The sequence below is a fragment of the Parapedobacter composti genome (assembly GCF_900112315.1).
In the GTDB taxonomy this organism is placed as follows: domain Bacteria; phylum Bacteroidota; class Bacteroidia; order Sphingobacteriales; family Sphingobacteriaceae; genus Parapedobacter; species Parapedobacter composti.
This window is the reverse complement of sequence record NZ_FOLL01000001.1, coordinates 397,096-420,621: the sequence shown is the minus strand read 5'-3', so window position 1 is coordinate 420,621 and position 23,526 is coordinate 397,096. Positions and strand designations below refer to the sequence as shown.

Below are 23,526 nucleotides of genomic sequence, written 5' to 3'. Positions count from 1 at the left end.
CTTTTCTAAAGGTTGATTTTTAATATAGTTTTGAAAAATTAAGCAACAACTTTTCACCCGCTTCGCCTGATTTCTCGGGATGGAACTGTACTCCGTAAAAATTCCTATCCTGCATTGCTGCTGAAAACTTCAGTCCATACCCCGTGTAAGCGGAAGTGAAAGTATCATTATACTCAATGAAATACGAATGTACAAAGTAAAAATAGGTATCTTTTTCTATATTATCGAATATCGGACTGTTATTTTGATGATATACCTTATTCCAACCCATGTGCGGCACCTTTAGGGTAACCCTTCGCTCAAAGTGTAACGTCTGCAGGGGGACAATGCCCAACAATTCGCTGTCGCCCTCTTCCGAATAGCTGGTAAGCAGTTGCATGCCTACGCAGATGCCCAATACGGGCTTGGTGATGGACGCAATAGAATCGGCCAAGCCAGATTCTCGCAACTTCCGCATGGCTGCACCGGCATGCCCCACCCCTGGAATGATAATCCGGTCGTACGCCCCAAGCTCCGCTGCGTTATTGACCATTCCGTAAGCAATACCCAGTCGCGTGAGCGCTGCTGTCAGCGAAAAAATATTGCCTGCCCCATAGTTGACAATTCCTGTCATAACACTCCTTTTGTACTTGGCAACTCCATATGTTCGGCATCGCGTCTTACCGCTTTTTTAACCGCTTTGGCAAATGCCTTGAATATCGCTTCTATCTTATGATGCTCGTTATCCCCTTCGGCCTTGACGTTAAGGTTACATTTCGCTGCATCTGAAAAAGATTTAAAAAAGTGAAAGAACATTTCCGTGGGCATATCGCCTATCTTTTCTCTTCGGAACGTTGCATCCCAGATAATCCAGCTCCTCCCACCGAAATCGATGGACACCTGCGCCAAACAATCGTCCATTGGCAGCGTAAACCCGTAACGTTCAATACCTCGCTTGTCACCCAACGTTTTGGCAAAAATTTCGCCTAATGCGATACCTGTATCTTCTATGGTATGATGTTCATCGATATGCAAATCGCCTTTTGCATGCACAGTCATATCCATGCCCCCGTGACGGGCAATTTGGTCGAGCATATGATCAAAGAACGGCAGTCCGGTGTCAATGTCAGCTTTGCCCTTGCCGTCCAGGTTGAGCTCAATGTAGATATCCGTTTCGTTGGTTTTCCGGCGATGCGTTGCCTGCCGCGTGCCCAGCTTCAGGAATTCGTAAATGGCGCGCCAATCCGAAGTCTCTAATGCCACCACGGATTCGTCTATCACATGGGCCTCCGACGCTCCGAGCGTGTCGTTATTACGCAACCATATGGCCCGGGCGCCCAAATTTTGGGCCAGTTTTACATCATTGATACGATCGCCGATAACGAAAGACCGTTTTAGATCGTACTTATCCGCATCGAAATAATGGGTTAACAACGCCGTTCCGGGCTTACGTGTCGGCGCGTTTTCGCGCGGAAATGTGCGATCGATATGCTCTGCGGTGAATACAGCGCCTTCTCCGGCAAAGGTATCCATAACAAAGCGGTGTATCGGCCAGAAATTCTCCTCCGGATGAGAAGTGGTGCCCAACCCATCCTGGTTCGTCACCAACACCAATTCAAAGTCAAGCTCTTGAGCTATACGCGGCAAGTATTGCAATGCGCCCGGATAAAACTTTAATTTGGCGAATGAGTCGACCTGCTCATCTTCCGGCTCGACGATTAAGGTACCGTCGCGATCGATAAATAGTAATCTTTTAATCGTATCAGGCATCGCTATTACTGTTATTGCCTCTTATATGGTTGGAGTGCCAAACTTAGGCAAAAAAGCCAAAATCGGCAGCAAAAATATTAATTTACCGTACGGTAGTTAACCAGTGCTTCCAGTAATATGCTGTTTTCACGGGGTGTGCCTACCGTTATACGCAAGCATCCGGCACATAACGCTACTTTAGACCGGTCGCGCACGATGATGCTTTGTTTAACCAAGTATTCATAGATATGCCTGGGCTCCTCGGTTTTCACTAAAATAAAATTGGCATCAGATGGATATACATGCTGCACAAATGGTAATTCCCGCATTTTTTCCGATAGCTGTTCGCGTTCGGCAACGGTTTCCCTTATCCATGCGTTCACTTCTTCTACTCGATCCAAAGCCTCCAATACCAGTTCCTGTGTCGCCTGATTGATGTTGTATGGTGGCTTGATCCTGTTGAGCACTTCGATGATTTCTTCACTGGCAAACGCCATGCCCAAACGAAGACCGGCCAGTCCCCACGCTTTAGATAAAGTTTGCAAGACGACCAAATTTGCATACTCGGTCAATTCCTGAATAAACGTCTTTTGCCTCGAATAATTGATGTAAGCTTCATCAATAACCACCAGGCCGTTAAAATTAGCCAGCACGGTTTCTACATCTTCCCGGTGCAGCGAATTGCCGGTAGGGTTGTTCGGCGAACACAGAAATATCAGCTTGGTGTTAGCATCAACCGTCTCAGCTATGGCATCCAAGTCGAGCTGAAAATCTGTGGTAAGGTTTACCCGCTTTATGGCCACATCGTTGATATTGGCAGACACCTCATACATACCGTATGTAGGGGGTACGAGAATAACATTGTCGATACCTGGGCGGCAAAATGCCCTGAATAAAATATCGATGGCTTCATCACTGCCATTTCCCAAGAAAATGTTCCTTGGCGGCACGCCCTTTACGGTACTCAGCTTTTCCTTCAACTGCTGCTGCAATGGATCAGGATACCGATTATAATGCCGTTCCAGCGGAGAACCGTAGGCGTTCTCATTGGCATCGAGCAACACCGAGGCAACACCGCTGAACTCATCGCGTGCCGATGAATATGGCGTTAGTTCTCGGATATTCTCCCTCAATAAACTTGTTAAGTCGAATGTATTAACCATGTATAAGTAAACAATTATATGTTATACCAATTCCCCTCCAACGCCAGTTGCGTCGCATCAAAAACCGTCCGGCTCTCATCCAATAACGGCTTCAAATCTTTGTACCTGGCCGAATAATGTCCGATAAGCAGCTTCTTTGCGCCTACAAGTTCCGCTACCTGACCCGCTTGCAGCGCCGTGGTGTGGTACGTATCAAGCGCACGCTCAACCATATCATGCAAGAAAGTGGCTTCGTGGTAAAGTAAATCAACATGTTGGATATGGGGCAGGTACCTATCCGTCCTTACCGTATCAGAACAGTATGCGTAACTGCGTGGTGCCGGTGGCCCGATGGTCAAATCCTGCCAGCGATATACGGTGCCGTCCGGAGCGGAATAGTCATGCCCGCGTTTAATCAATGGAAGGTAGGCACCTGGTATGCCGAGGGCAGCCGCTTTTTCCTTATCTATGGAAGGCAGCCTTTGTTTTTCATCGAACCGGAAGCCGGTGCATGGAATACGATGATCAAGCGGGAAGCTACTCACCCGCAACATATCCGTTTCCAAAATAACCTCCTCCTCCTGATCCTGCGTAGCCCGAAAACGCAACGGGTATCGCAATACCGTTTGGGAGTGGACAAAATGGAGATCGATAATCTCCTTCAACGCCGGCGGTCCGTATAGGAATAATTCGTCTTTCCGCCCCACCAGATGCATCGACGAGATCAGTCCTATCAGGCCCAGGTAGTGGTCGCCATGCAAATGGCTGATGAATATATGCTTTATGCGGTTACCCTTGATCCCGTATTTGGCCAGCTGCAACTGCGTACCTTCTCCGCAGTCGACCAAGTACAGTTGCTCGTTGGCATTGATAAGTTGTGCCGTGGGATGGCGCCCATATATAGGTGTCGCGGAACTGCTTCCTAATATCAGTACCTCAAACCTCATCCTTCTTCCACAGCACCCCGGAGGTCCTTTTCAAGTTCTTTTGAAAATATCAAATCTTCTGCCTCAGCGGTATTGGCCACAAGCGTAAGTACACCGTCTAACTTGCACATGGAAATCAGCGCCTTTATCTGCTCGTTCGCACAAGCCAGTATGAATACACCACCCGCCGCTTTACACAACCGGTGTGCCAATAGACCTGTACGCAAACCGGAGGAATCGGCTTCCCGCACATTCGTCAGATCCAATACGATGTTACGCTGCCCCCCGGTGTTCCACAGTAGGAACTCCGCCTTGATTTTGGGCGCTGTCTCGCCATCAAGCACCTCTGCATGAGGTTGGATGGTCACATACTTTTCGTGTTTGTCAATGGTAAATCTCATGACGGCAATATTTTTGTTGGTTTGTATTCACTTTAACTACCTAAACGGTTCAGTGCAGCACGGGTGTTGTCTTGTACCCGTTGCAGCAAGTCAGTGTCATCCGGGCATGTAAACCGTTCTCCGGTAATATGCTCAAAGAGTTCGATATACCGTTCGGATATCGACATCACGATTTCATCTGTCATTTCCGGAATGCGCTGCCCCTCTTTTCCCTGAAACCCATTATCAATTAACCATTTACGCACAAACTCTTTAGACAGCTGGCGTTGCGGTTTACCTTCACGTTGCAATTGTTCATAACTGTCTGCATAGAAATAACGCGAAGAATCGGGCGTGTGTATTTCATCGATCAAATAAATTTCACCATCGCGCTTGCCAAATTCATATTTGGTATCCACCAAAATCAGTCCCCGTTCAGCAGCCAATTCTGTCCCGCGCCCAAACAGCGCACGGGTATACGCCTCTAACTGTTCGTAATCCCGCTCAGAGACGATTTCCTGCCGCAGGATTTCCGCCCGCGAGATATCTTCATCATGTCCTACAGCCGCTTTGGTGGTAGGGGTGATGATGGGTGTAGGCAAACGGTCATTTTCCCGGAGACCGTCCGGCAGCGGTTCTCCGCAGATTTCGCGCTTTCCTGCCCGGTATTCGCGCCAGGCATGCCCCGATAGATAACCGCGTATAACCATCTCTACCTTAAACGGCTGGCACAAGCGGCCGATAGTAACACAGGGATCAGGCACTTCTACCACCCAATTAGGCACAATGTCTGCGGTAGCTTCCAGAAATTTAGCTGCAATTTGATTCAATATTTGCCCTTTATAGGGGATAGCCCTCGGGAGGACCACATCAAACGCAGAAATACGATCTGTCGCTACCATAGCAAGGTACTTATCCTGGATGGTATAAACATCACGTACTTTTCCTCTATAGAAATGGGTTTGCCCCTCAAACCGGAAATTTGTCTCCTTTATGGTATTCATCTCATTTATTGTTCCTTGTTCATTTCCCAGTTTCGACGACTTTGCCGGGTCAAATATCCCCATAGGCTTCCAGTATCCGTTTGACCAGCTTATGCCGCACCACGTCTCCACCACTTAGGTGAATAATATCGATGCCCGCTATACCCTCCAGTAATTTCAACGCGGTTTGCAATCCCGATTGCTGCTTCTTGGGCAGATCTATCTGTGTAATATCACCTGTCACGATAAACTTGGCCGTAGGGCCCATCCGTGTAAGGAACATTTTCATCTGCATATCCGTGGCGTTCTGCGCTTCGTCTAAAATCACGAAACAATTGTCAAGTGTACGTCCTCGCATAAATGCCAATGGCGCCACTTCAATGGTACGATTTTCTAAAAAAGCCTTCAGTTTTTCGGCCGGGATCATGTCATCCAGTGCGTCGTACAACGGCCGTAGATACGGATCCACTTTTTCCTTTAAATCGCCGGGTAGGAAACCGAGGTTTTCCCCTGCTTCTACCGCCGGCCTGGTCAAGATGATACGTTTCACCTCTTTATTACGCAATGCCCGTACAGCCAGCGCTACAGCCGTGTATGTTTTTCCGGTACCCGCGGGGCCAATGGCAAACAGGATATCATTTTTCAGGATACTCTCCACCATCCGCCGCTGATTGGCCGTGCGCGCCTTTACGACAATGCCGTTCGGTCCGAAAACAATGGGTTCCTTACCGATGCCGTCCGCCCCAGCTTTTTCTCCATTTTTAGGTGCAACAGCCTTTGCGCCGGTGCCCAATATGGTTTCCACGTCATTTGCTGTCAGACTGTTGTACTGTTCGACATGTGCCACAACCTGATCAAAATAACGCTTGAACAGCGTGATTTCCCGCTCATCGCCCAATACCTTCACCTCGTTACCCCTCGCAACGATTTTTAGTTTCGGAAACTGCTTTTTGAACACCTCGAAGTGTTCATTTTGTGTTCCCCACAATATTGCGGGATTCACATACTCTAATGTGATGGTTAATTCGTTCAAATTCTTACTCTTAACTTGCGTGATGCTTCACACGCTTGTGCCATAGGATCCATGCGGCCCTCGCTCAACGCTTGCCGTCTATAGTCTAACGCTACCGCTTGAAATCATCAACCGCCTTCAAAGATAGCGATAAATTGGCATTTCCAAACATGCGTTAATTCTCCTATTTTTGCACGAACTCCAAGCAACGCGGGTATGGGTATTGTTACCTTAACGACGGATTTAGGGCATAAGGATTTTTATCAGGCGGCACTAAAAGGCAGCATTATCAGCCAATTCCCAGCAGTGCGTTTGGTCGATATCTCGCACGAAATTCCCCCGTTTGATATCCAATATGCCGCATACGTACTCAAAAACGCGTATACCTACTTCCCGGAAAAAACTGTACACCTCATCGGCATCGATTCCGTATTCAACGAGGACACCCGCTACCTCGCTGTGCAGTACAACAACCATTTCTTTGTAGGGGCAGATAATGGTGTCTTTTCGTTGATATTAGATGGTCCGCCCACAGAAGCCGTAGAACTTAATATCATCCAAGATCTGAAATATCTTCATTTCCCCCTCACAGACATTTTTGCTAAAGCGGCTTGCCATCTAGCTCGAGGAGGAGAACTTACGGAAATCGGCGATCCGGTGGATTCCATGGTTGAGCGCACACTGGTGCAACCCGTGGTGGAAAAGGATAGTCTCAGGGGCAGCGTGGTCTTCGTCGATTCGTTCGGCAATGTGATTAGTAACATCAGTAAGGAACTTTTCAACAAGGTACAGCGGGGGAGAAAATTTGTGCTTTACTTCAGGCGTAATGAAACCATTGACCAAATGAGCTGGCATTACAACGAAGTGCCTGAAGGTGAGAAGCTCTGCCTGTTCGGCATTAGCAATTACCTTGAAATCGCTATTAATAAGGGTAATGCCAGTGGATTGCTTGGATTGAACAAAGGCGATATCATCCGTGTAGAATTTAAAAAATAACCTACATGAACAGAAACCTGATACAGCAATGGCGGGATATGACGCGCCGATACGCACATGTGGCTCTGGCGCTCTGCCTCATATTCGGGCCCTTTATGCTTTTTGCACAGCAGTCATCGTCCGATACGTCCGGTTATGAGCAACAGCGACGGAAAGTCAACGAATTACTGGCTCAACGCAGTGCCAGATTCGGTCAGTTTGACGAAAGCCTAAAAAAGCGGACCGGCATTTTCGGATTGAAAACCAAGAAAGACATGCAGGCCTCTATCGATATCTTAAAGCAAATCGTGCTGACCGATAATGACATTTTCCGCGAAACCAAAGCGCTCCTCGACTACAAAGACTTTGAAAAATCAAAGATTGCACAGCAAGCGACAGAATTTGACGGCCGCATAAACGGATACATTAAAACCATTAGCAAATTACAGCGTGAACAAAACACTTTAGAACAACATATTGACGCTTTGGAAAAAAGCAACCAATTATATCAAGGGTTAACCGTGCTTTTCGGGCTCATTGTAGCGGGAGGCGGTACTGTAGTCGCAGTTCGATGGATAAAACACCAAAAATTGACGAAAGCGTGATATGCACCAGGGTTATTGTCCATACTTTTGCCGCTATAAATTTTAATGATAGGCCATGGCAAGAGCACGGTTAAATAGCGGGGATGCGCCACCGGACGATCTACCCAAACCCAAACTCACAAAAACTACAATGCGGAAAGCCGCTAAACTGCTGGCTTACCTCAAGCCTTACCGGGTAAAGTTTACCGTGGGAATGGTTTGCCTGCTGTTTTCTAGCCTGACCATCCTCACGTTTCCCACACTCCTGGGGGCGATGATCGATGCTGCTCAGGATAAACAGACCTATCCTTGGATACCCATGGATATCCAAACCATCGGAGGAATCGCCTTCGCTATCCTGTTTGTGCAGTCTCTTCTGTCTTTTTTCCGCATACGTTTATTCGTTGAAGTTGCAGAAAAGTCGTTGGCAGGTATACGGCGCGATTCTTATTATAAACTGATTACCCTGCCGCTGGATTTCTTTTCCAACCGGCGAGTGGGCGAGCTAAACAGCAGATTGTCTGCAGACCTGGCACAGATACAGGACACCATGACAACCACACTCGCCGAAATCATCCGGCAAATCATCCTGCTTATCGGTGGCATTGGCTGGTTGTTTGCCGTATCCATGAAGCTCACCCTGCTTAACCTGAGTATTTTGCCTATTTTGGTTGTAGTGGCCGTTCTCTTCGGGCGGTTTATCCGCAGGTTGTCGCGGCAGGCACAAGATCGGTTGGCTGAATCGAACACGATTATACAGGAAACCCTTCAAGGCATCAGCAATGTTAAGGCCTTCGTAAACGAAGCATACGAGGCAACCCGGTATACCAAATCATTACAAGGGGTGGTTAATATCGCCGTTAAAGGAGCTACGTACCGGGGCATCTTTGCCTCGTTTATCATTTTTTGTCTCTTCGGCGCTGTGGTTGCAGTAATTTGGTACGGCTCGTCCTTGGTGGCCCTAGGAGAGATTTCGGTGGGCGATCTAACGACCTACATTCTTTATTCCCTGTTCGTTGCCGGTTCGATGGGTAGTTTCCCCGAATTATATGCCAACATCCAGAAAGCCATCGGTGCCAGCGAGCGCGTTATCGAAATTCTTGACGAGCAACAGGAAGACGTGGGCCTTTTACACGAGGAAAAAGCCATCCGGTATGTCATCGAAGGGAACATCGCCTTTGACAATGTTACGTTTTCTTATCCTTCGCGCAGGGAGATCACCGTCTTGAACAGGGTGTCGTTTAATGCCCGAGCAGGCGAAAAGGTGGCCATCGTGGGGCCAAGCGGTACGGGGAAATCAACCATCGCGGCGCTCATACTGCAATTCTATATGCCAAACAGAGGGCGTATTTTATTTGATGGACGGGAAGCGTCACAATACCCGCTCACCGATATCCGTAATCAGGTAGCCATCGTTCCGCAAGACGTATTGCTATTCGGGGGAACCATTCGCGAAAATATTGCTTACGGGCGCCTTACCGCCGATGCCGAAGAAATCATTACCGCGGCGAAACGCGCTAACGCACACGACTTTATCATGGATTTTCCTGAAGGATATGACACGGTGGTGGGCGAACGTGGGGTTAAACTGTCTGGCGGCCAACGTCAACGCATCGCCATCGCTCGCGCCCTGCTGAAAGATCCGGCCATCCTCATCCTCGACGAAGCGACCTCCTCATTAGATTCGGAATCAGAACGGCAGGTGCAGCAAGCCCTTGAAGAATTGATGAAAAACCGCACGTCTATCATCATTGCTCATCGCCTTTCCACCATCCGCGAAGCCGACCAGATTATTGTGGTTGAATTCGGGAAAGTTGTCGCCTCCGGCACCCACGAGCAGCTCATGAACAAAGGTGAAGGGCTGTATCACCATTTATACCATCTTCAATTAGCACACAGGTAAGTGCAAACATTTTCTGTTCGTCATTGTTTCTTTATCAAAGCAGTGAAGATATTGCACAACTAAAGAGGAACGAAAAGATGAACACGAAAAACAGCATGATGACGTTTGCCCTGATAGGGGCTGCAGCAGGTACGTTAGCTTGGTTCTTGTTAGGTACGAAAGAAGGCCGGAAACAGTTGGATCGGGCCAATGATGGGATACGCGAATTAACCAGCACAATTCGGAAAACGGCTAAGGAGGGAATCAACAAAGCCTCAAAACTGGCAGACAAAGCTTCCCGGGAAATGGGCGATTTACAGGCACAGGCTAAAAATAAAGGCCAGGAAGCTATCCGAAAAGCTGACCGCATGGCAAAAGACGGTCTTGATAGCGCTAACGACCGCATTAAAGCCGCGGCGCAAAAGGCCGGAGAAGAAATTTAACTCCCATTCGCGCGATGAGTTGTATCTTTGCGGCGAATGAATGTATTGAAAGAGGTCAGATCCCTCATCCGTAAAGACCTTATTCTTGAATGGCGTTCAAAATATGCCATCAACAGCATATTACTTTATGTAGTATCTACGGTATTTGTGTGCTATCAGGCATTCAAATCCGTAGATCCTACAACATGGAATGCGTTGTTCTGGATAATCCTGCTATTTGCTTCGGTTAATGCGATTAACAAAAGCTTTGTACAGGAAAGCCATCACCGACAACTATACTATTATACGCTGGCCAGCCCAAAGGCTGTTATTTTATCTAAGATTGTCTACAACATGCTGGTCATGTTGTTGCTTGCTGCAATAGCATTTCTGGTGTACAGCATCATCTTCCATAATCCCCTCGCTGATCCATTACTTTACCTGTGTGCCGTTGTACTGGGCAGCATGGGTTTCGCCTCGGTATTCACGATGGTGGCAGGTATCAGTGCTAAAGCAGGAAACAGCAGCACATTAATGGCCGTACTCAGTTTCCCTATCGTTATCCCACTGCTGTTAGTGCTCATCAAATTATCTAAAAATGCGCTGGACGGCCTTGCACGTAGCGCCAGCTATGACGAGCTCATTGTGCTTTTGGCCATCAATATCGTTACTATAGCCATTTCTTTACTGTTATTTCCGTACCTTTGGAGGGATTAATCCGTACACAAAAATGAAATCCTACTGGTGGAAAATCCTCGGCCTGCTTCTGCTACTCTACAGCATTATCATGGGACTGTTGGGCCCGGTACCCGCATTGCCTATCGTGCATGAAACCATACGGAATGTTTATTTCCACGTACCGATGTGGTTTACCATGTTTACGTTATACGTTATTTCCGTGGTATGCAGTGTTAAATACCTGTCGTCTGGCAACCCGAAGGACGACATTATAGCGGTGGAAAGTGTTAATGTTGGCATTATTTTCTGTGCCTTTGGGCTCATTAGTGGAATGTTATGGGCTAATTTCACCTGGGGTGATCCGTGGCCTAATGATCCCCAGCTTAACGGATCGGCCATTGCCACATTGATGTATCTCGCCTACCTCGTACTCCGCAATGCGCTGGAGGAAGAGCAGAAACGCGCCAGGATATCTGCTATATATAACATTTTCGCGTTCCCTATCATGATCGTATTGATGTACATCCTGCCCAAAACCACGGACTCATTACATCCCGGAGCGGGTGGAAATTCAGGCTTCGGGGAGTTTGATCTTGACGGGATGATGAAGGTGGTATTGTACCCAGCGTCACTGGGCTGGATATTGGTCGGTATTTGGATCATGACCTTGCGGTTTCGCATCCGGAAATTGGAATACCAAAACGACACCGCTGCATCCTAAATATTGGCATAATGACAACCCTAAAACGATTCAACAATAAAATTTGACAACATTTTTTGCAAAACGATATGAAAAAGGCAATTCTTTCTTTATTATTAGTTATCAGTGGGTTAATGTGTAGTTTTGCGCAGTCGAACAACGGGGTCGAGATGGCCACGGGGTTACGCAGTTCGGGCAAAATATATGTGGTGGTACTTGTTTTGGTCGTGCTGTTTTTAGGATTGGCTATTTATTTGTTTACCATAGACAGCAAAATAAAACGACTGGAAAATCAAAATAAGAAATGAAACATTACCACCGCCAATCTGCCTGAACTGCCACTTACATGAATCGATTACCAATTAGTTTAATAAATCAATTGATATGGCTAAGTCTATAGCAAACACAGCGCAAGAACCCCATTTTTTTGATGACGTATCCCAATTTTTTGATCATGCGGCACAATTCACCAAACATCCCAAAGGCCTGCTGGATCAGATAAAGACCTGTAACAGCATATATCGCTTCAGCTTTCCATTCCGACGTGGCGATCAGATTGAGGTAATCAATGCATGGCGCGTGGAGCACTCGCAACACATGTCGCCCACCAAAGGTGGTATCCGGTATAGCGAAATGGTCAACGAAGACGAAGTAATGGCACTTGCCGCATTGATGACTTATAAATGTGCCATTGTAAATGTACCCTTTGGCGGTGCCAAAGGAGGTATTTGTATTAACCCGAAAAACTACTCGGTAAACGAATTAGAGACCATTACCCGCCGGTATACCGTGGAGTTGATCAAAAAGAACTTTATTGGCCCAGCGATTGACGTACCTGCTCCCGACTACGGAACGGGCGAACGGGAGATGAGCTGGATAGCAGACACTTATACGACTATGAATCCCGGCCAGCTCGATTCCTTCGGCTGCGTAACCGGCAAACCATTGTCTTTGCATGGTATTAATGGCCGCAGGGCAGCAACCGGACGGGGCGTAGCTATCGCCATCCGCGAGTGCGTTGACGTTGCTGAAGACATGAAACGGATCGGACTAACCCCCGGTATTGCTGGCAAACGAGTCATCGTACAAGGTTTGGGCAACGTAGGCTATAATACCGTAAAAGTGTTACTTGAGTTTGGGGCCGTCGTTGTGGGCGTATGCGAATACGACGGTGCGTTGTACAATCCCGATGGATTAGATCCCGATGCGGTATTGGAACACCGCAAAAATACAGGCTCCATTCTTGGATATAAAAAAGCAACTAAAGAATTCCGGACACCGGCGGAAGGGCTGGAACAGGAATGTGACATCTTGGTACCTGCCGCATTGGAGAATCAACTCACCGAAGAAAACATTGGTCGCATCAAAGCAAAAATCATCGCCGAAGGAGCTAACGGCCCCACAACGCCGGGTGCCGAAGCCATGTTTGTGGAGAAAGGCGGTATCATCATTCCAGATATGTACTGCAACGCCGGTGGTGTGACGGTATCCTATTTCGAGTGGTTGAAAAACCTGTCGCACGTCGCCTTCGGCCGTATGGATAAGCGCTATGAGGAAATGGCAAACCTCAACTTGGTCAACACCGTGGAAGCAATTACAGGGAAAACGCTTACCCCTGCGCAGCGTATGACAATTGTAAAAGGTGCGGATGAATTGGAATTGGTCAATTCCGGACTGGAAGATACCATGATTAGGGCCTACCATGAAATCCGGGAAACCAAAAATACCAATGCCGGCATTGATACCTTGCGGACAGCAGCTTTCGTAGGCGCCATCAATAAAATTGCAGTTTCTTATCAGAATCTGGGTATCTGGCCGTGAAATCACGGCTTGGCACGGTTAAAAAAGCCCAAAGACTAGTCATCTTCGGGCTTTTTCAATGCTTGCCACAACAGTTCAACTGGGTGATACGCCCGGCGTCCGGTACCGTCTTTGATTTGATGGCGGCAGCTGGTTCCGGGAGCTGCTATCCAAGTGTCGGCCGGAGTACTCCGAACGGTCGGCAGTAACACCAATTCTCCTACTTTCATGGAAACCTCGTAATGCTCTTTCTCATACCCGAACGAACCTGCCATGCCACAACAACCGGACGGAATGGTTTCCACTTCATATCCCTTAGGGATAGCCAGCATTTTCGCCGTCGTTTCAACCAAATGAAAGGCCTTTTGATAACAGTGTCCGTGTAATTTGATTTTACGGCTTTCTTCAGTAAACCGAGTGGAATCAATGCGCCCCGCCTGCAGCTCATTGAGCAAGAACTCGTCGATGAGCAACGCGTGCTTGGCCAGGGCATAAGCGTCTGCTATCAATTCCTTATCCACCAGCTCCGGATATTCATCGCGGAATGTCAGGATAGCTGACGGTTCAATACCAATCAACGGCGTGTCGGCCGTGATTATATCCTTCAGATGTCGGACATTACGGTTGGCAATCGCTTTCGCTTTACGCACTAACCCCTTTGACAGGTAAGTACGCCCGCTTTCTGAATGATTAGCCAACGCCACGTCATAGCCCAGTGCGGTTAACAGCCGGTAGGTTGTTTGACCGATGCCAACGTCGTTGTAATTGGTAAATTCGTCGCAGAAAAGATAGACTTTCCGCGGCCCCGCTATGCGCTGTTCCTCACGATGCTTTGCTATCCACCGCCGCAGCGTTATCCTACCGACTTCCGGCAACGATCTATCCCTTGCAAACCCCAGAACCTGTTTCACCAGAAGCGACAGGGGTCTGTATTTGATTATGGCATTATAAAGGCTCGGAAAATAAGCCGCCAATTGCTGCGATTTAGTAAAGTTGGCGATTACCCACGTCCGAAAAGGTGTACCGTTGGCATCATGATAGTGTTGGAGGAACTCTGCCTTCATCTTGGCGATGTCTACCCCTGAGGGGCATTCCGTCTTGCAGCCCTTACAACTTAGGCAAAGATCCATCACCTCTTTAATTTCAGGATGATCGAACCTGTTGGCTTTTGGTGAGCTGGTAAGAAATTGTCTCAACATATTGGCACGCGCTCGTGTGGTATCTTTTTCTTCCCGTGTGGCCATGTATGAGGGGCACATTGTTCCGCCTGTAATATGCGTCTTACGACAATCACCGGATCCCGAGCATTTTTCCGATAGCCTTAAGATACTTTCCTGTCGGCTGAAGTCGAATAGCGTATCTACTTTAACCGATGAAGTGTCGCGTTCATAACGCAGAAATTTATCCATCGGCGGAGTATCCACGATTTTATGGGCATTAAATACCCCCCTTGGATCAAAAATCTCTTTGACCTGCCGTAGTAACCCGTATACCTGTTCACCCAGCACCGCACCGATAAATTCGCCACGGAGCCGTCCGTCACCGTGTTCACCGCTTAACGAACCATTATACTTCTTCACCAACTGTGCGGTCTCAGCCAGCACGGAACGGAACGCCATTTTCCCTTTGTCGGTCTTGAGGTTTATCAGCGGCTCCACATGTAGTTCGCCGGCGCCGGCATGGGCGTAGTAGGAAGCCTGCAGGCTGTGCCGATTCAATATATCCTGCAATTCAATGATGTATGCCGGCAAATCTTCAGGTGACACGGCGCAATCCTCAATAAGGTTTACGGGCTGGATATCACCAGGTAGATTACGTATCAACCCCAAACCCGCTTTGCGGACGTCCCAGACCAAGTTGGTCTGCGGACCGGTTACCAAGGGATATGCATAGCCAAGCCCCTTAGCCACCAACGCGGTTTTCAGGGCGGCGGCCTTGCCTTGCACTTCCTGCAGGCTGTCGCCCCTGAACTCCACCATCAACAGCGCCGCAGGGTCGCCTTCAATGAAAAATCGGTTATACTGGTAGGTCGGATGACCTTTGGTAAAATCCAGGATGTACTTATCCACCAGTTCAGACGCCTCAGGGCTATGCTGCAGCGCTACCACATTCGCATGCAGCGAATCTATGAGCGTATGGCAATGAATACAAAGCAAACCGATTTCCTTGGGCGGTAATGGCTGCAGATTGAGCGTTGCTTCCGTCAGAATACCCAACGTACCTTCAGATCCCGCCAGCAACTTACACAAGTTAAACGGCTCGGAAGTATCACTAAGCATGTCCAGTGCATATCCTGTATTCCGCCGGGTAAGCGAGGGTTTAGGATATCCCCTTTTTATGGCCTCGCGGTTTTCGGGGTCGGTGAGCAGCGCATTCATACGGCGGTAAATATCGCCTTCCCGATTGGTTAACGTCAGCTTACTGAAAAAAGCAGGTTCATCCAGCGCTTCGAATACCGCCGTTGACCCATCATCCAGTAAGACGGTCGCCGACCGTAGGTGGCTCCGTGTATCACCCCATACGATGGAATGCAACCCGCTGGAATTATTGCCTATCATCCCGCCAATCATTGCCCGGTTTGCGGTGGAAGTTTCCGGGCCGAACATCAGTCCATACGGACGCAAGTAAGCGTTGAGGTCGTCCCGGATCACCCCAGGCTGAACGCGCACCCAACGTTCTTCCACGTTGACTTCCAACACCCGGTTAAAATACTTGGACACATCCACCACGATGCCGTTACCCACTACCTGTCCAGCCAGCGAAGTGCCAGCCGTACGCGGGATAAGTGTCGTGCCCTGGGCGGCCGCAAAATCGATGAGTGTCACCAAATCGTCCGCATCCCGGGGTATTGCCACGGCAAGCGGCCGCTCCTGATATACCGAAGCATCGGTGGAATATGCACGGAGTATGGTTTGGTGTTCAGGGCTGGAGTCGTAATAAAATGCTCCCTTCAGGATTTTCTCCAAGCCAGAGAGTCCTGCCAAGATATCGCCTTCGATCGTTTTCACGTGCTAAAGATACGTATCCCGACTATTTTTTTACCACAAAAAGGCTGTATATAGTCATCGGCATAACTAATGCCCGCCGGGGGCAGCATCTGCCTGGATAACGTTGCCTAGCTTTCTACTGCAGAATAAGCCATAGCCAGCGATATAGGCATAACATATCGCGGGAATAATAAATGATGGTTTTAACCCAATCGTATCGGCCAGCCATCCTTGGAAAAGTGGAATCAAAGCGCCACCCAGAATTCCCATTACCAACAGGGAAGCTCCTTGGCTGGTATGAACGCCAAGACCATTGATGGCTAAGGTAAAAATATTGGACCACATGATAGAATTGAATAGTCCCACGGCCAGCAATGTCCACATTGCCCAGCTACCCGTCCCCAATACAGTAGCCAGAATCAAAACAATATTTACCAGCGCAAACACCATCAACGTACGCGCAGCCACCGAACGCCCAATGGCAAAAGCCGCAAAATTGAGCAGGATAAAAAGTAGAAATACCGAAATCTGAGTAAAACTCAAATCCACAATGGCATAAATCACAGAAAATACCGCAGCCGCGGCTAATACCATATAGATCGCTTTCTTGGCTCCAGCCAACCGATCGTTCAATGAAATGGCCCCAAGAAAGCGACCGATCATTGCCCCGCCCCAATATAATGACAGATAATTTTTACCTATCTGTTCGCCTACACCCATAATTTCTGGCTGCCCGATGAAGCTGATAATGAGGCTGCCGATAGCTACCTCCGCGCCCACGTAGAAAAATATGCCCAAAACCCCGCCGCGAAGCTGTGGAAAGGCCAGTGCCCCCAACTTGCCGCCTCCCAGCTCTTCTGCCTGGAACCTGGGAAGCCTGATGAGGCTTACCAATACGGCCAGCAGCACGAATAGCAGGCCGAATATCAGATATGGAACTTTGGTGGCCTCGGGCGTAATCTCGCCCCCCTGAGCAAAAAATTCAAAAATCAGGTAACCGCCTAACACAGGTGCAATGGTCGTACCAAGGGAATTGAAAGCTTGTGCCAGGTTGAGCCGACTCGAAGCTCCTTCCGGCGGGCCCAGAATGGCGACATAGGGATTCGCCGATATCTGTAACAACGTAAAACCAAGGCCCAGCGTAAACAATGCCAACAAAAACATATTGTATATCGCTAATATTTCTGCCGGATAAAACAGCAAACAGCCAACCGCCGAAATCAGCAGACCGATAATAATCCCACCCTTATATCCAATTTTATTGATGGGATCGCCGTAAATATATGATACCGCAAAATAGATGACCGATCCGATAAAATATGCGCCGAAAAAGGCAAACTGCACAAGCATTGCCTGAAAATAGCTCAGCTGGAAAAGTTCTTTCAGATGCGGAATAAGGATGTCGTTCATACAAGTGATAAAGCCCCACATGAAGAACAAGGTGGTTAAAGTGGCTAAAGAAACGTTGTAATTCGATTTAGCTCCCTGTGATGTTGCCATAATATTCCCTTCCGGTTTATAAACGGCCCAAACTTAGTTAAAATGGTTTACATTCGGCTGTTCCTTTTTAAAATTTTACGGTTGGCCGTTTATCGCGGATCCCGCCGGCTACCTCGCCGCAAAGATTTCGATATCCAACTGGAACTCGTCTGAAATCGCCCGGTCACCCAAACCGCTGAAGAAATTTCCAGAACGGTATTTGATGTCAAACTGTGTGCGGTCTATTTTAACGCCTTTTGCTGTGGCATGTACGGTATTGCCGCTATGGTGCACCACCGCCGGAAATGCGATGGACTTGGTAATGCCTTTGATAGTCAGATCGCCGCGAATGGAAAACCCGTCACCCGCCCCTTCTACCTTGGTAATCCGGAAAACAGCGTCCGGAAACTTAGGCGCGTCAAAAAAATCTTCATTCTTCAAGTGGTTGGCAAGCCGGGTTGCACGGTCGCCAGCCAAATCGGTCACCTCAATAGTGTTAACATCAACGGTAAAGGTGCCACCAACGAGTTTTTCCCCTTCAAAGACCAAGGTCCCTTTGCTGATCCCGACGGTGCCCGTATGCTTACCGCCAGCAATGTTCTGCCCAGTCCAGGCAACCGTAGATTTACTGGTATCCACGTTAAATTCATCGGTGGTTGGGCGGGCGGAAGCGGGCAAAACCGCTAACAATATCATGGCAAACAGGGCCGATAGGGTTGTCTTAATCGTCATCGCGTTTCTATTTTGTGTCAAATATACGCGGCTATGCGATTAGTTGTCTCACCTCTCCGTAATATTCATCGGAACATTTGCTTTTTAAGGGCGGGAAGCGGCCCACATTATTCCTGTCGGGTCACGAAAAGGCAACCTTGTAGGTTTCATTACAAAATCGTACCTTTGAAGAACTTAAATCTTAAGGGGAGACTATTATGTCAATTGTAAGAGAATCAGACCTGATTGGCATCGGTAAAAAGTACCAAATTGAAACCGAAGCCGGCGACCATATGGTAGTGGTAATTCACGATGATGGGCGGCGGGAACTCTATCGCTATGACCAAGAAGAAAGTGAGTCAAGATGCGTGATGACCCTGTCCGATGAAGAATCCAGGCAAGTAGCCGGTATCATCGGCGGGCTGTCATACAAGCCCAAGGCTTTGGAGACCATTGAAATCGCCTTAGACGACCTCATCATCGAATGGTACAAAGTAGACGGTAACGCGCCAAGTATCGGCAAGTCCATCGGTGAACTGGAAGTGCGCAAACGCACGGGAGCTTCCATCATCGCCGCCATCAAAGAGGGAGAAAGCATCATCAATCCCGGCCCCGATTATATTGTCGCCGCGGATACCACGCTCGTAGTAGCCGGTAAACGGAGCCATATCAAACTATTAAGAGAAATACTATAGCAGTATAGCTTATGCCCTCCCACACCCTGATACTGGAAATAGGCGTTGCCGTGAGCTTGGTAGCACTTGTTGGACTGATTTCCAACAGGCTCCGCTTTTCGGTGATTCCATTTTTCATATTAATCGGAATGGTGCTGGGACAACATGCTCCGAAAATCGGAGATATTGATCTTACGTTTACGGAGAGCAAACCGTTTATCGACTTCATGGGGCGCCTCGGCGTATTATTCCTGCTATTTTATCTTGGATTGGAATTTTCTGTCGGAAGGCTGATCAAATCGGGCAAATCCATTCTTACCGGAGGAACGTTTTACGTTATTCTCAATTTCTGTTCAGGCCTTTTCATGGGTTGGATGATGGGATTGCCTTTCAAAGAAATGATGGTGTTATGCGGTATCATGACCAGTTCATCAACCGCCATCGTAGCCAAGGTACTTACTGACCTGAAACGCACGGCAAACCCTGAAACGGAAGTCATCATGGGTATGATCATGTTTGACGACCTCTTCATTGCCATGCATATATCCTTCCTTTCGGGTCTCATTCTGACTGGCAGCAGCTCATTCTGGACCGTCGCCGGAACCTCGTTACTTGCATTGGCGTTTATCCTAACTTTTCTTGTATTAGGCAGGAAACTCGTCCCGTCTATTGATAAAGTTCTCCAAGACAAGTCCTCGGAGCTGTTCGTACTGGTAATTTTTGCGTTGCTCTTCATCGTGGCCGGTTTTTCCGAAACCATCCATGTCGCTGAAGCCATCGGAGCGCTTATGGCCGGACTCGTCCTAGCCGATTCGCAATATATAAAACGGATTGAGCAGCTTATACTTCCCTTCAAAGACTTCTTTGGCGCTATGTTTTTCTTCAGTTTTGGCCTGTCTATAGACCCCCTGTCGCTCGGCGGCGCGGTGCTATGGGCTTCCATTGCCGCTTTGGTTACGGTACTGTGCAATGTGGGGTCAGGTTATTTTGCCGCTCATTTTTCCGGATTGAAGAAGCGTAATTCCGTGGATATCGGTTTCACCTTGGCTGCCCGCGGCGAGTTTTCCATTATCATGGCCAACATCGGGAAAGCAGGGAACTTGCTTCCGGTCGTCCAGTCGTTTGTGGTCGTATATGTATTAATATTATCGATCATAGCGCCGTTGCTCACAAAAGAGTCACGCAGTATTTGGAATGCCCTCTTCGGAAAGGACAACGTAGAGAAGAGACCGCTGAAAACGTTGAGCGATTTAGAACGAGAAATAAAAAATAAATAAAGCGATGAAACAATTGATGCAACTTTCTTGGCTAACTATCCTGTTGTTTGCCTGCAACAATACCACTCAGCAAAACAAAGACGGAAGCGATAGCTTGGCATTACTGCCAATCGTAAATAACCCCGAACATCCCTCCCATATTTTTCTTAGGCTGGTGGACGCTGAGGAAGATGAAACATCGATTACCTATGTAGCAAAAGGCTTGTATCAAGATGATACGGTTGGTTTCATCATCAACGTTAATAAGGACATCCCCGTAGGTATTAATGCCGATGGTTCGGTGAATGAAGCTTCTGGATTTAAAAAAGGGGCAATAACGTTCAGGAAGGAAGGAGCGATGAGCGACCGCTTTATCACTGCACTGGCCGAACTGTGGAAGGTCAATGAGGTGGATGCCATGAAGGCAGCCCCCGTGCAACCTTTGGTATTTTCCTCAAACAGGATACCCGTTAACCTGAACAACCGTGCCACCTATAGCTTTAAGTTGTTTTTCGCCGAAGATGCGCCAGCTCCGGGGGAAATATTCTTTATGGTCGACACCTATAAAAGGGGCATCGAATTTCAGGAAAAAGATCCGCAATACCGATCGACAATCGTGCATGCCTTGGGCGATTAACGCCTCCTTCCCTACATAAATCCGAGTTCAAGCCGGGCGACCTCACTCATCATGCTTTTGTCCCATGGTGGGTCAAAGGTCAATTCGACCAATGCCTGCTTCACCCCTTCCACGCTTTCCACTTTCTGCTGCACATCATTGATGATGTCCCCGGCCACGGGGCATCCGGGCGCAGTAAGTGTCATGACCACCTTTGCCGTACCGTCTGGTCTGGTAATCAGTTCATACACCAGTCCCAACTCAACGATATTAACCGGAATTTCCGGATCAAAAACCGTTTCCAGCTTTTCCCTGATAACGGGAGCAAGATTCAATGGGTCATTCACAATCATGATTCCTCCAATAGTAGTTTCACAAAGATACGGTATTTTTGGATCTGGTCATAAAGCTGTATCTTTAAACTAGTGTTATCTGACGGTAAAAACGATGAAGAACATCCTCACTTCGGAACAGATGCGGGAGGCTGATCGCCACACCATTGCCACAGAACCCATTGCATCCGTTGACCTGATGGAACGGGCGGCACTGGCTTTTGTAAAAGCATTCATGCAGCTTCATCGCGATAAAAATGTCAGCATTCTCATCTGTTGCGGCACAGGGAACAACGGGGGCGATGGATTGGCTGTTGCTCGGCTGCTGCAACAACACGGCTACGATAACGTTACCGTATGGATTGCCCGCTTTGCCAGCCGCCAGAGTACGGATTTCGCGACCAACCTCGCTAAACTGCATTACTGCCCCATCCCTGTTTCCGAGTTTTTTCCGTCGGATGAATTTCCAGCTGTAACCCAATCCATATTGATTGATGCCTTACTCGGTTCTGGGCTAAACAAGCTGTTGGATGGCGATTGGCTGCGTCTGGTACAACACCTTAATGCAGCCCGGATACCATCAATAGCAGTGGATATCCCTACCGGACTTCCGGCGGACGGCATCGTCCCATCAACCGCCCAGATGCTCTATGCACGAGAAGCCATCACTTTTCAACGGCCGAAGCTGAGCTTTTTTTTTCCCGAATCTGCGAAAGCCATGGATAAGTTCCATGTTGTGGATATCGGCCTCGATGAGGTCTTCATCGAAAATTTACCCGCAGATTTCAAATTGGTTGAAGCAAGCGACATCCGCGGTATTCTCCGCGGCCGGAAGCGTTTCAGCCATAAAGGTACTTACGGCCATGCGCTGATTATTGCCGGCAATACCCACACGATGGGCGCGGCATTGCTGTGTGCGGGAGCCAGTGTCTACAGCGGTGCCGGGCTCACCACCGCGTGCATTCCCGCGGAAGGCTTGTTAGCGTTAAACGCCCGATATCCCGAAGTGATGTATACTCCCCGGGAAACGTTGGCTGAAAATTGGGAAGACGCCGATGCTGTGGCGGTCGGCCCGGGCCTGGGTTTGACCGTTGACCTTCAGCACATGCTGGAATACCCGGCAAAACCACTGGTGCTGGATGCAGATGCGCTTACCTTACTCGCCCGAAACAAGTCATTAATGAAGAAGCTGCCGCCCAACAGTGTTCTTACTCCCCATATGAAGGAATTTGACCGACTGTTCGGCGAGCACAGCAATTGGTGGGATCGGGTTAACACGGCAAGAAGACGGGCAGTGCAGCACCAAACTGTCATTGTCCTGAAAAACCAATATACGTTCATGATTATGCCGGACGGTCAAGTTTATATCAACCCCACCGGAAACCCTGCCATGGCCAGCGGTGGAATGGGTGATGTGCTTACCGGCATGCTTACGGCTTTTCTGGCCCAGGGTTACCCTCCCCAAGAAGCCACCATATTGGCCTGCTACATGCATGGATCTGCTGGTGACCGACTAGCGGCCGAGGGCATGGCGGTCATACCGGCTACTGAACTGATTGCTGCAATCCCTGTAACATGGGATGCAATAGTGCAGTCTAATTGTTGATGAAGCTTCTACTCAAAACCGAACAACTGGCATACCTTATTACCTGTTACGCAGCTACACCTCGGCTATACATGGTGGTTGTTCTTAATTCTTTTATTGACTCCAGATATCAGCATGGTGGGCTACCTGTTCGGTAACCGTTGGGGTGCATGGTGCTATAATTTGTTTCACCATCAAGGCGCCGCCCTGTTGGTTATTATAACTGGCTGGCACTTTTCGCTACCAACACTGCTGCTGGTCGGCATTATTCTACTGGGGCACAGTGCAATGGACAGGGCGTTAGGCTATAGCCTCAAGTACAGTTCCGGTTTCCACGACACTCATTTGGGTCGCATCGGGAAACCGAACCGTTGAATCATTCCGCTGTGTACGCTGATGTCGCAGCGGCATCCGCAGCAGGTCAGTAAAAGTCATGCCAATCGCATTATCATCCGATTCGCCGTTTAATAGTAGTTAAAATAATGTACGTCTTTCTTCCGCTGTCCGGGAGCGTGATCCCGTGCCGACTTCTTGCCGGTGATTTTCTTAGCTTGTCCAGGCGGCACTTTGCCGCTCTTGCCAGCCGTGCGGTATCCTACACAGGATAGCGATATAAACACCATTACGGCAAACAGGACCGCCCCAACTTTTTTCATCATTTCAGTAAGTTTTCC

25 protein-coding genes are annotated in these 23,526 nt (G+C 48.4%); 13 read left to right on the top strand and 12 right to left on the bottom strand.

The window, feature by feature from the left end; translation table 11 throughout:
* Window positions 1-19 precede the first annotated feature (19 nt).
* The 7 genes from hisH to BM030_RS01515 all read right to left on the bottom strand — a co-directional run bounded on the left by hisH (window position 20) and on the right by BM030_RS01515 (window position 6,192).
* Window positions 20-613 (bottom strand): imidazole glycerol phosphate synthase subunit HisH, encoded by a 594-nt coding sequence (gene hisH, locus BM030_RS01545; protein ID WP_090970350.1) that lies wholly within the window; start codon window positions 611-613, stop codon window positions 20-22.
* On the bottom strand, window positions 610-1,749 hold the full coding sequence (gene hisB, locus BM030_RS01540) for a bifunctional histidinol-phosphatase/imidazoleglycerol-phosphate dehydratase HisB (protein WP_090970348.1): 1,140 nt from the start codon (window positions 1,747-1,749) through the stop codon (window positions 610-612). Before hisB ends, hisH begins: the two co-directional genes overlap by 4 nt.
* A gap of 77 nt (window positions 1,750-1,826) precedes the next feature.
* Window positions 1,827-2,891 carry a histidinol-phosphate transaminase gene (hisC, locus tag BM030_RS01535; RefSeq protein WP_090970346.1) on the bottom strand — a complete coding sequence of 355 codons (1,065 nt, stop codon included), beginning with the start codon at window positions 2,889-2,891 and terminating at the stop codon, window positions 1,827-1,829.
* A 14-nt stretch (window positions 2,892-2,905) separates the two neighbouring features.
* On the bottom strand, window positions 2,906-3,817 hold the full coding sequence (locus BM030_RS01530) for a ribonuclease Z (RefSeq protein ID WP_090970344.1): 912 nt from the start codon (window positions 3,815-3,817) through the stop codon (window positions 2,906-2,908).
* The gene (locus tag BM030_RS01525; RefSeq protein ID WP_090970342.1) at window positions 3,814-4,197 is read right to left on the bottom strand and encodes an STAS domain-containing protein; all 384 of its coding nucleotides are present in this window, start codon (window positions 4,195-4,197) and stop codon (window positions 3,814-3,816) included. The genes BM030_RS01530 and BM030_RS01525 overlap by 4 nt, the downstream gene beginning before the upstream one ends.
* 32 nt (window positions 4,198-4,229) lie before the next feature.
* Window positions 4,230-5,180, bottom strand: coding sequence for a phosphoribosylaminoimidazolesuccinocarboxamide synthase (locus tag BM030_RS01520; RefSeq protein WP_090970977.1), 951 nt, complete (start codon window positions 5,178-5,180; stop codon window positions 4,230-4,232).
* A gap of 49 nt (window positions 5,181-5,229) precedes the next feature.
* The gene (locus BM030_RS01515) at window positions 5,230-6,192 is read right to left on the bottom strand and encodes a PhoH family protein (RefSeq protein WP_090970340.1); all 963 of its coding nucleotides are present in this window, start codon (window positions 6,190-6,192) and stop codon (window positions 5,230-5,232) included.
* Between the two features lie 195 nt (window positions 6,193-6,387).
* Between BM030_RS01515 and BM030_RS01510 the strand changes: the two genes are divergently transcribed.
* The 8 genes from BM030_RS01510 (at window position 6,388) to BM030_RS01475 (ending at window position 13,233) form a co-directional block, all read left to right on the top strand.
* The gene (locus BM030_RS01510) at window positions 6,388-7,167 is read left to right on the top strand and encodes an SAM hydrolase/SAM-dependent halogenase family protein (RefSeq protein WP_090970338.1); all 780 of its coding nucleotides are present in this window, start codon (window positions 6,388-6,390) and stop codon (window positions 7,165-7,167) included.
* A gap of 5 nt (window positions 7,168-7,172) precedes the next feature.
* Window positions 7,173-7,751 (top strand): hypothetical protein, encoded by a 579-nt coding sequence (locus tag BM030_RS01505; RefSeq protein WP_090970336.1) that lies wholly within the window; start codon window positions 7,173-7,175, stop codon window positions 7,749-7,751.
* Window positions 7,752-7,806: 55 nt separating this feature from the next.
* Window positions 7,807-9,633 (top strand): ABC transporter ATP-binding protein, encoded by a 1,827-nt coding sequence (locus BM030_RS01500; protein ID WP_090970334.1) that lies wholly within the window; start codon window positions 7,807-7,809, stop codon window positions 9,631-9,633.
* A 77-nt stretch (window positions 9,634-9,710) separates the two neighbouring features.
* Entirely contained in the window at window positions 9,711-10,055 is a 345-nt protein-coding gene (locus BM030_RS01495) for a hypothetical protein (protein ID WP_090970331.1), read from the top strand.
* A 36-nt stretch (window positions 10,056-10,091) separates the two neighbouring features.
* Window positions 10,092-10,751 carry a heme exporter protein CcmB gene (locus BM030_RS01490; protein ID WP_090970330.1) on the top strand — a complete coding sequence of 220 codons (660 nt, stop codon included), beginning with the start codon at window positions 10,092-10,094 and terminating at the stop codon, window positions 10,749-10,751.
* A 13-nt stretch (window positions 10,752-10,764) separates the two neighbouring features.
* Window positions 10,765-11,433 (top strand): cytochrome c biogenesis protein, encoded by a 669-nt coding sequence (gene ccsA, locus BM030_RS01485; RefSeq protein WP_090970328.1) that lies wholly within the window; start codon window positions 10,765-10,767, stop codon window positions 11,431-11,433.
* A 68-nt stretch (window positions 11,434-11,501) separates the two neighbouring features.
* Window positions 11,502-11,720 carry a CcmD family protein gene (locus BM030_RS01480; RefSeq protein WP_090970326.1) on the top strand — a complete coding sequence of 73 codons (219 nt, stop codon included), beginning with the start codon at window positions 11,502-11,504 and terminating at the stop codon, window positions 11,718-11,720.
* A gap of 76 nt (window positions 11,721-11,796) precedes the next feature.
* Window positions 11,797-13,233, top strand: a complete 1,437-nt coding sequence (locus BM030_RS01475; protein ID WP_170845596.1) for a Glu/Leu/Phe/Val family dehydrogenase — start codon at window positions 11,797-11,799, stop codon at window positions 13,231-13,233.
* Between the two features lie 35 nt (window positions 13,234-13,268).
* Here the strand turns inward: BM030_RS01475 and BM030_RS01470 are convergent, their stop codons facing one another.
* The 3 genes from BM030_RS01470 to BM030_RS01460 form a co-directional block, all read right to left on the bottom strand.
* On the bottom strand, window positions 13,269-16,220 hold the full coding sequence (locus BM030_RS01470; protein WP_244518601.1) for an FAD-binding and (Fe-S)-binding domain-containing protein: 2,952 nt from the start codon (window positions 16,218-16,220) through the stop codon (window positions 13,269-13,271).
* A 66-nt stretch (window positions 16,221-16,286) separates the two neighbouring features.
* Window positions 16,287-17,699 (bottom strand): sugar MFS transporter, encoded by a 1,413-nt coding sequence (locus BM030_RS01465; protein ID WP_244518600.1) that lies wholly within the window; start codon window positions 17,697-17,699, stop codon window positions 16,287-16,289.
* A gap of 108 nt (window positions 17,700-17,807) precedes the next feature.
* Window positions 17,808-18,410, bottom strand: a complete 603-nt coding sequence (locus tag BM030_RS01460; protein WP_090970322.1) for a YceI family protein — start codon at window positions 18,408-18,410, stop codon at window positions 17,808-17,810.
* Between the two features lie 197 nt (window positions 18,411-18,607).
* Here BM030_RS01460 and BM030_RS01455 point away from each other — a divergent pair, with 197 nt between their 5' ends.
* The 3 genes from BM030_RS01455 to BM030_RS01445 are packed head-to-tail and all read left to right on the top strand — an operon-like array spanning window position 18,608 to window position 20,956.
* Window positions 18,608-19,084, top strand: a complete 477-nt coding sequence (locus tag BM030_RS01455; RefSeq protein ID WP_090970320.1) for a cation:proton antiporter regulatory subunit — start codon at window positions 18,608-18,610, stop codon at window positions 19,082-19,084.
* An 11-nt stretch (window positions 19,085-19,095) separates the two neighbouring features.
* Window positions 19,096-20,340: a cation:proton antiporter gene (locus tag BM030_RS01450; protein ID WP_090970318.1), complete on the top strand. Its 1,245-nt coding sequence runs from the start codon at window positions 19,096-19,098 to the stop codon at window positions 20,338-20,340.
* Window positions 20,341-20,344: 4 nt separating this feature from the next.
* Window positions 20,345-20,956, top strand: a complete 612-nt coding sequence (locus tag BM030_RS01445) for a hypothetical protein (RefSeq protein WP_090970317.1) — start codon at window positions 20,345-20,347, stop codon at window positions 20,954-20,956.
* Window positions 20,957-20,967: 11 nt separating this feature from the next.
* Here BM030_RS01445 and BM030_RS01440 read toward each other — a convergent pair whose 3' ends face one another.
* Window positions 20,968-21,288 carry a metal-sulfur cluster assembly factor gene (locus BM030_RS01440; protein ID WP_090970314.1) on the bottom strand — a complete coding sequence of 107 codons (321 nt, stop codon included), beginning with the start codon at window positions 21,286-21,288 and terminating at the stop codon, window positions 20,968-20,970.
* Window positions 21,289-21,382: 94 nt separating this feature from the next.
* Here BM030_RS01440 and BM030_RS01435 point away from each other — a divergent pair, with 94 nt between their 5' ends.
* Together BM030_RS01435 and BM030_RS01430 are read left to right on the top strand one after the other, a co-directional pair.
* Window positions 21,383-22,873, top strand: coding sequence for an NAD(P)H-hydrate dehydratase (locus BM030_RS01435; protein ID WP_090970311.1), 1,491 nt, complete (start codon window positions 21,383-21,385; stop codon window positions 22,871-22,873).
* 96 nt (window positions 22,874-22,969) lie between these two features.
* Window positions 22,970-23,227, top strand: coding sequence for a DUF4260 family protein (locus tag BM030_RS01430; protein WP_244518599.1), 258 nt, complete (start codon window positions 22,970-22,972; stop codon window positions 23,225-23,227).
* An 89-nt stretch (window positions 23,228-23,316) separates the two neighbouring features.
* Here the strand turns inward: BM030_RS01430 and BM030_RS01425 are convergent, their stop codons facing one another.
* The gene (locus BM030_RS01425) at window positions 23,317-23,511 is read right to left on the bottom strand and encodes a hypothetical protein (protein WP_090970309.1); all 195 of its coding nucleotides are present in this window, start codon (window positions 23,509-23,511) and stop codon (window positions 23,317-23,319) included.
* Between the last annotated feature and the right edge of the window lie 15 nt (window positions 23,512-23,526).

What these genes read in the sequence shown, in the direction of transcription:
- hisB (WP_090970348.1), bottom strand. Translation starts at nt 1,749, where the DNA reads ATGCCTGATACGATTAAAAGATTACTATTTATCGATCGCGACGGTACC.
- BM030_RS01445 (WP_090970317.1), top strand. Translation starts at nt 20,345, where the DNA reads ATGAAACAATTGATGCAACTTTCTTGGCTAACTATCCTGTTGTTTGCC.
- BM030_RS01530 (WP_090970344.1), bottom strand. Translation starts at nt 3,817, where the DNA reads ATGAGGTTTGAGGTACTGATATTAGGAAGCAGTTCCGCGACACCTATA.
- BM030_RS01510 (WP_090970338.1), top strand. Translation starts at nt 6,388, where the DNA reads ATGGGTATTGTTACCTTAACGACGGATTTAGGGCATAAGGATTTTTAT.
- BM030_RS01500 (WP_090970334.1), top strand. Translation starts at nt 7,807, where the DNA reads ATGGCAAGAGCACGGTTAAATAGCGGGGATGCGCCACCGGACGATCTA.
- BM030_RS01440 (WP_090970314.1), bottom strand. Translation starts at nt 21,288, where the DNA reads ATGATTGTGAATGACCCATTGAATCTTGCTCCCGTTATCAGGGAAAAG.
- BM030_RS01425 (WP_090970309.1), bottom strand. Translation starts at nt 23,511, where the DNA reads ATGATGAAAAAAGTTGGGGCGGTCCTGTTTGCCGTAATGGTGTTTATA.
- BM030_RS01435 (WP_090970311.1), top strand. Translation starts at nt 21,383, where the DNA reads ATGAAGAACATCCTCACTTCGGAACAGATGCGGGAGGCTGATCGCCAC.
- BM030_RS01520 (WP_090970977.1), bottom strand. Translation starts at nt 5,180, where the DNA reads ATGAATACCATAAAGGAGACAAATTTCCGGTTTGAGGGGCAAACCCAT.
- BM030_RS01495 (WP_090970331.1), top strand. Translation starts at nt 9,711, where the DNA reads ATGAACACGAAAAACAGCATGATGACGTTTGCCCTGATAGGGGCTGCA.
- BM030_RS01525 (WP_090970342.1), bottom strand. Translation starts at nt 4,197, where the DNA reads ATGAGATTTACCATTGACAAACACGAAAAGTATGTGACCATCCAACCT.
- BM030_RS01480 (WP_090970326.1), top strand. Translation starts at nt 11,502, where the DNA reads ATGAAAAAGGCAATTCTTTCTTTATTATTAGTTATCAGTGGGTTAATG.
- ccsA (WP_090970328.1), top strand. Translation starts at nt 10,765, where the DNA reads ATGAAATCCTACTGGTGGAAAATCCTCGGCCTGCTTCTGCTACTCTAC.
- BM030_RS01450 (WP_090970318.1), top strand. Translation starts at nt 19,096, where the DNA reads ATGCCCTCCCACACCCTGATACTGGAAATAGGCGTTGCCGTGAGCTTG.
- BM030_RS01475 (WP_170845596.1), top strand. Translation starts at nt 11,797, where the DNA reads ATGGCTAAGTCTATAGCAAACACAGCGCAAGAACCCCATTTTTTTGAT.
- BM030_RS01455 (WP_090970320.1), top strand. Translation starts at nt 18,608, where the DNA reads ATGTCAATTGTAAGAGAATCAGACCTGATTGGCATCGGTAAAAAGTAC.
- hisC (WP_090970346.1), bottom strand. Translation starts at nt 2,891, where the DNA reads ATGGTTAATACATTCGACTTAACAAGTTTATTGAGGGAGAATATCCGA.
- BM030_RS01460 (WP_090970322.1), bottom strand. Translation starts at nt 18,410, where the DNA reads ATGACGATTAAGACAACCCTATCGGCCCTGTTTGCCATGATATTGTTA.
- BM030_RS01465 (WP_244518600.1), bottom strand. Translation starts at nt 17,699, where the DNA reads ATGGCAACATCACAGGGAGCTAAATCGAATTACAACGTTTCTTTAGCC.
- hisH (WP_090970350.1), bottom strand. Translation starts at nt 613, where the DNA reads ATGACAGGAATTGTCAACTATGGGGCAGGCAATATTTTTTCGCTGACA.
- BM030_RS01505 (WP_090970336.1), top strand. Translation starts at nt 7,173, where the DNA reads ATGAACAGAAACCTGATACAGCAATGGCGGGATATGACGCGCCGATAC.
- BM030_RS01490 (WP_090970330.1), top strand. Translation starts at nt 10,092, where the DNA reads ATGAATGTATTGAAAGAGGTCAGATCCCTCATCCGTAAAGACCTTATT.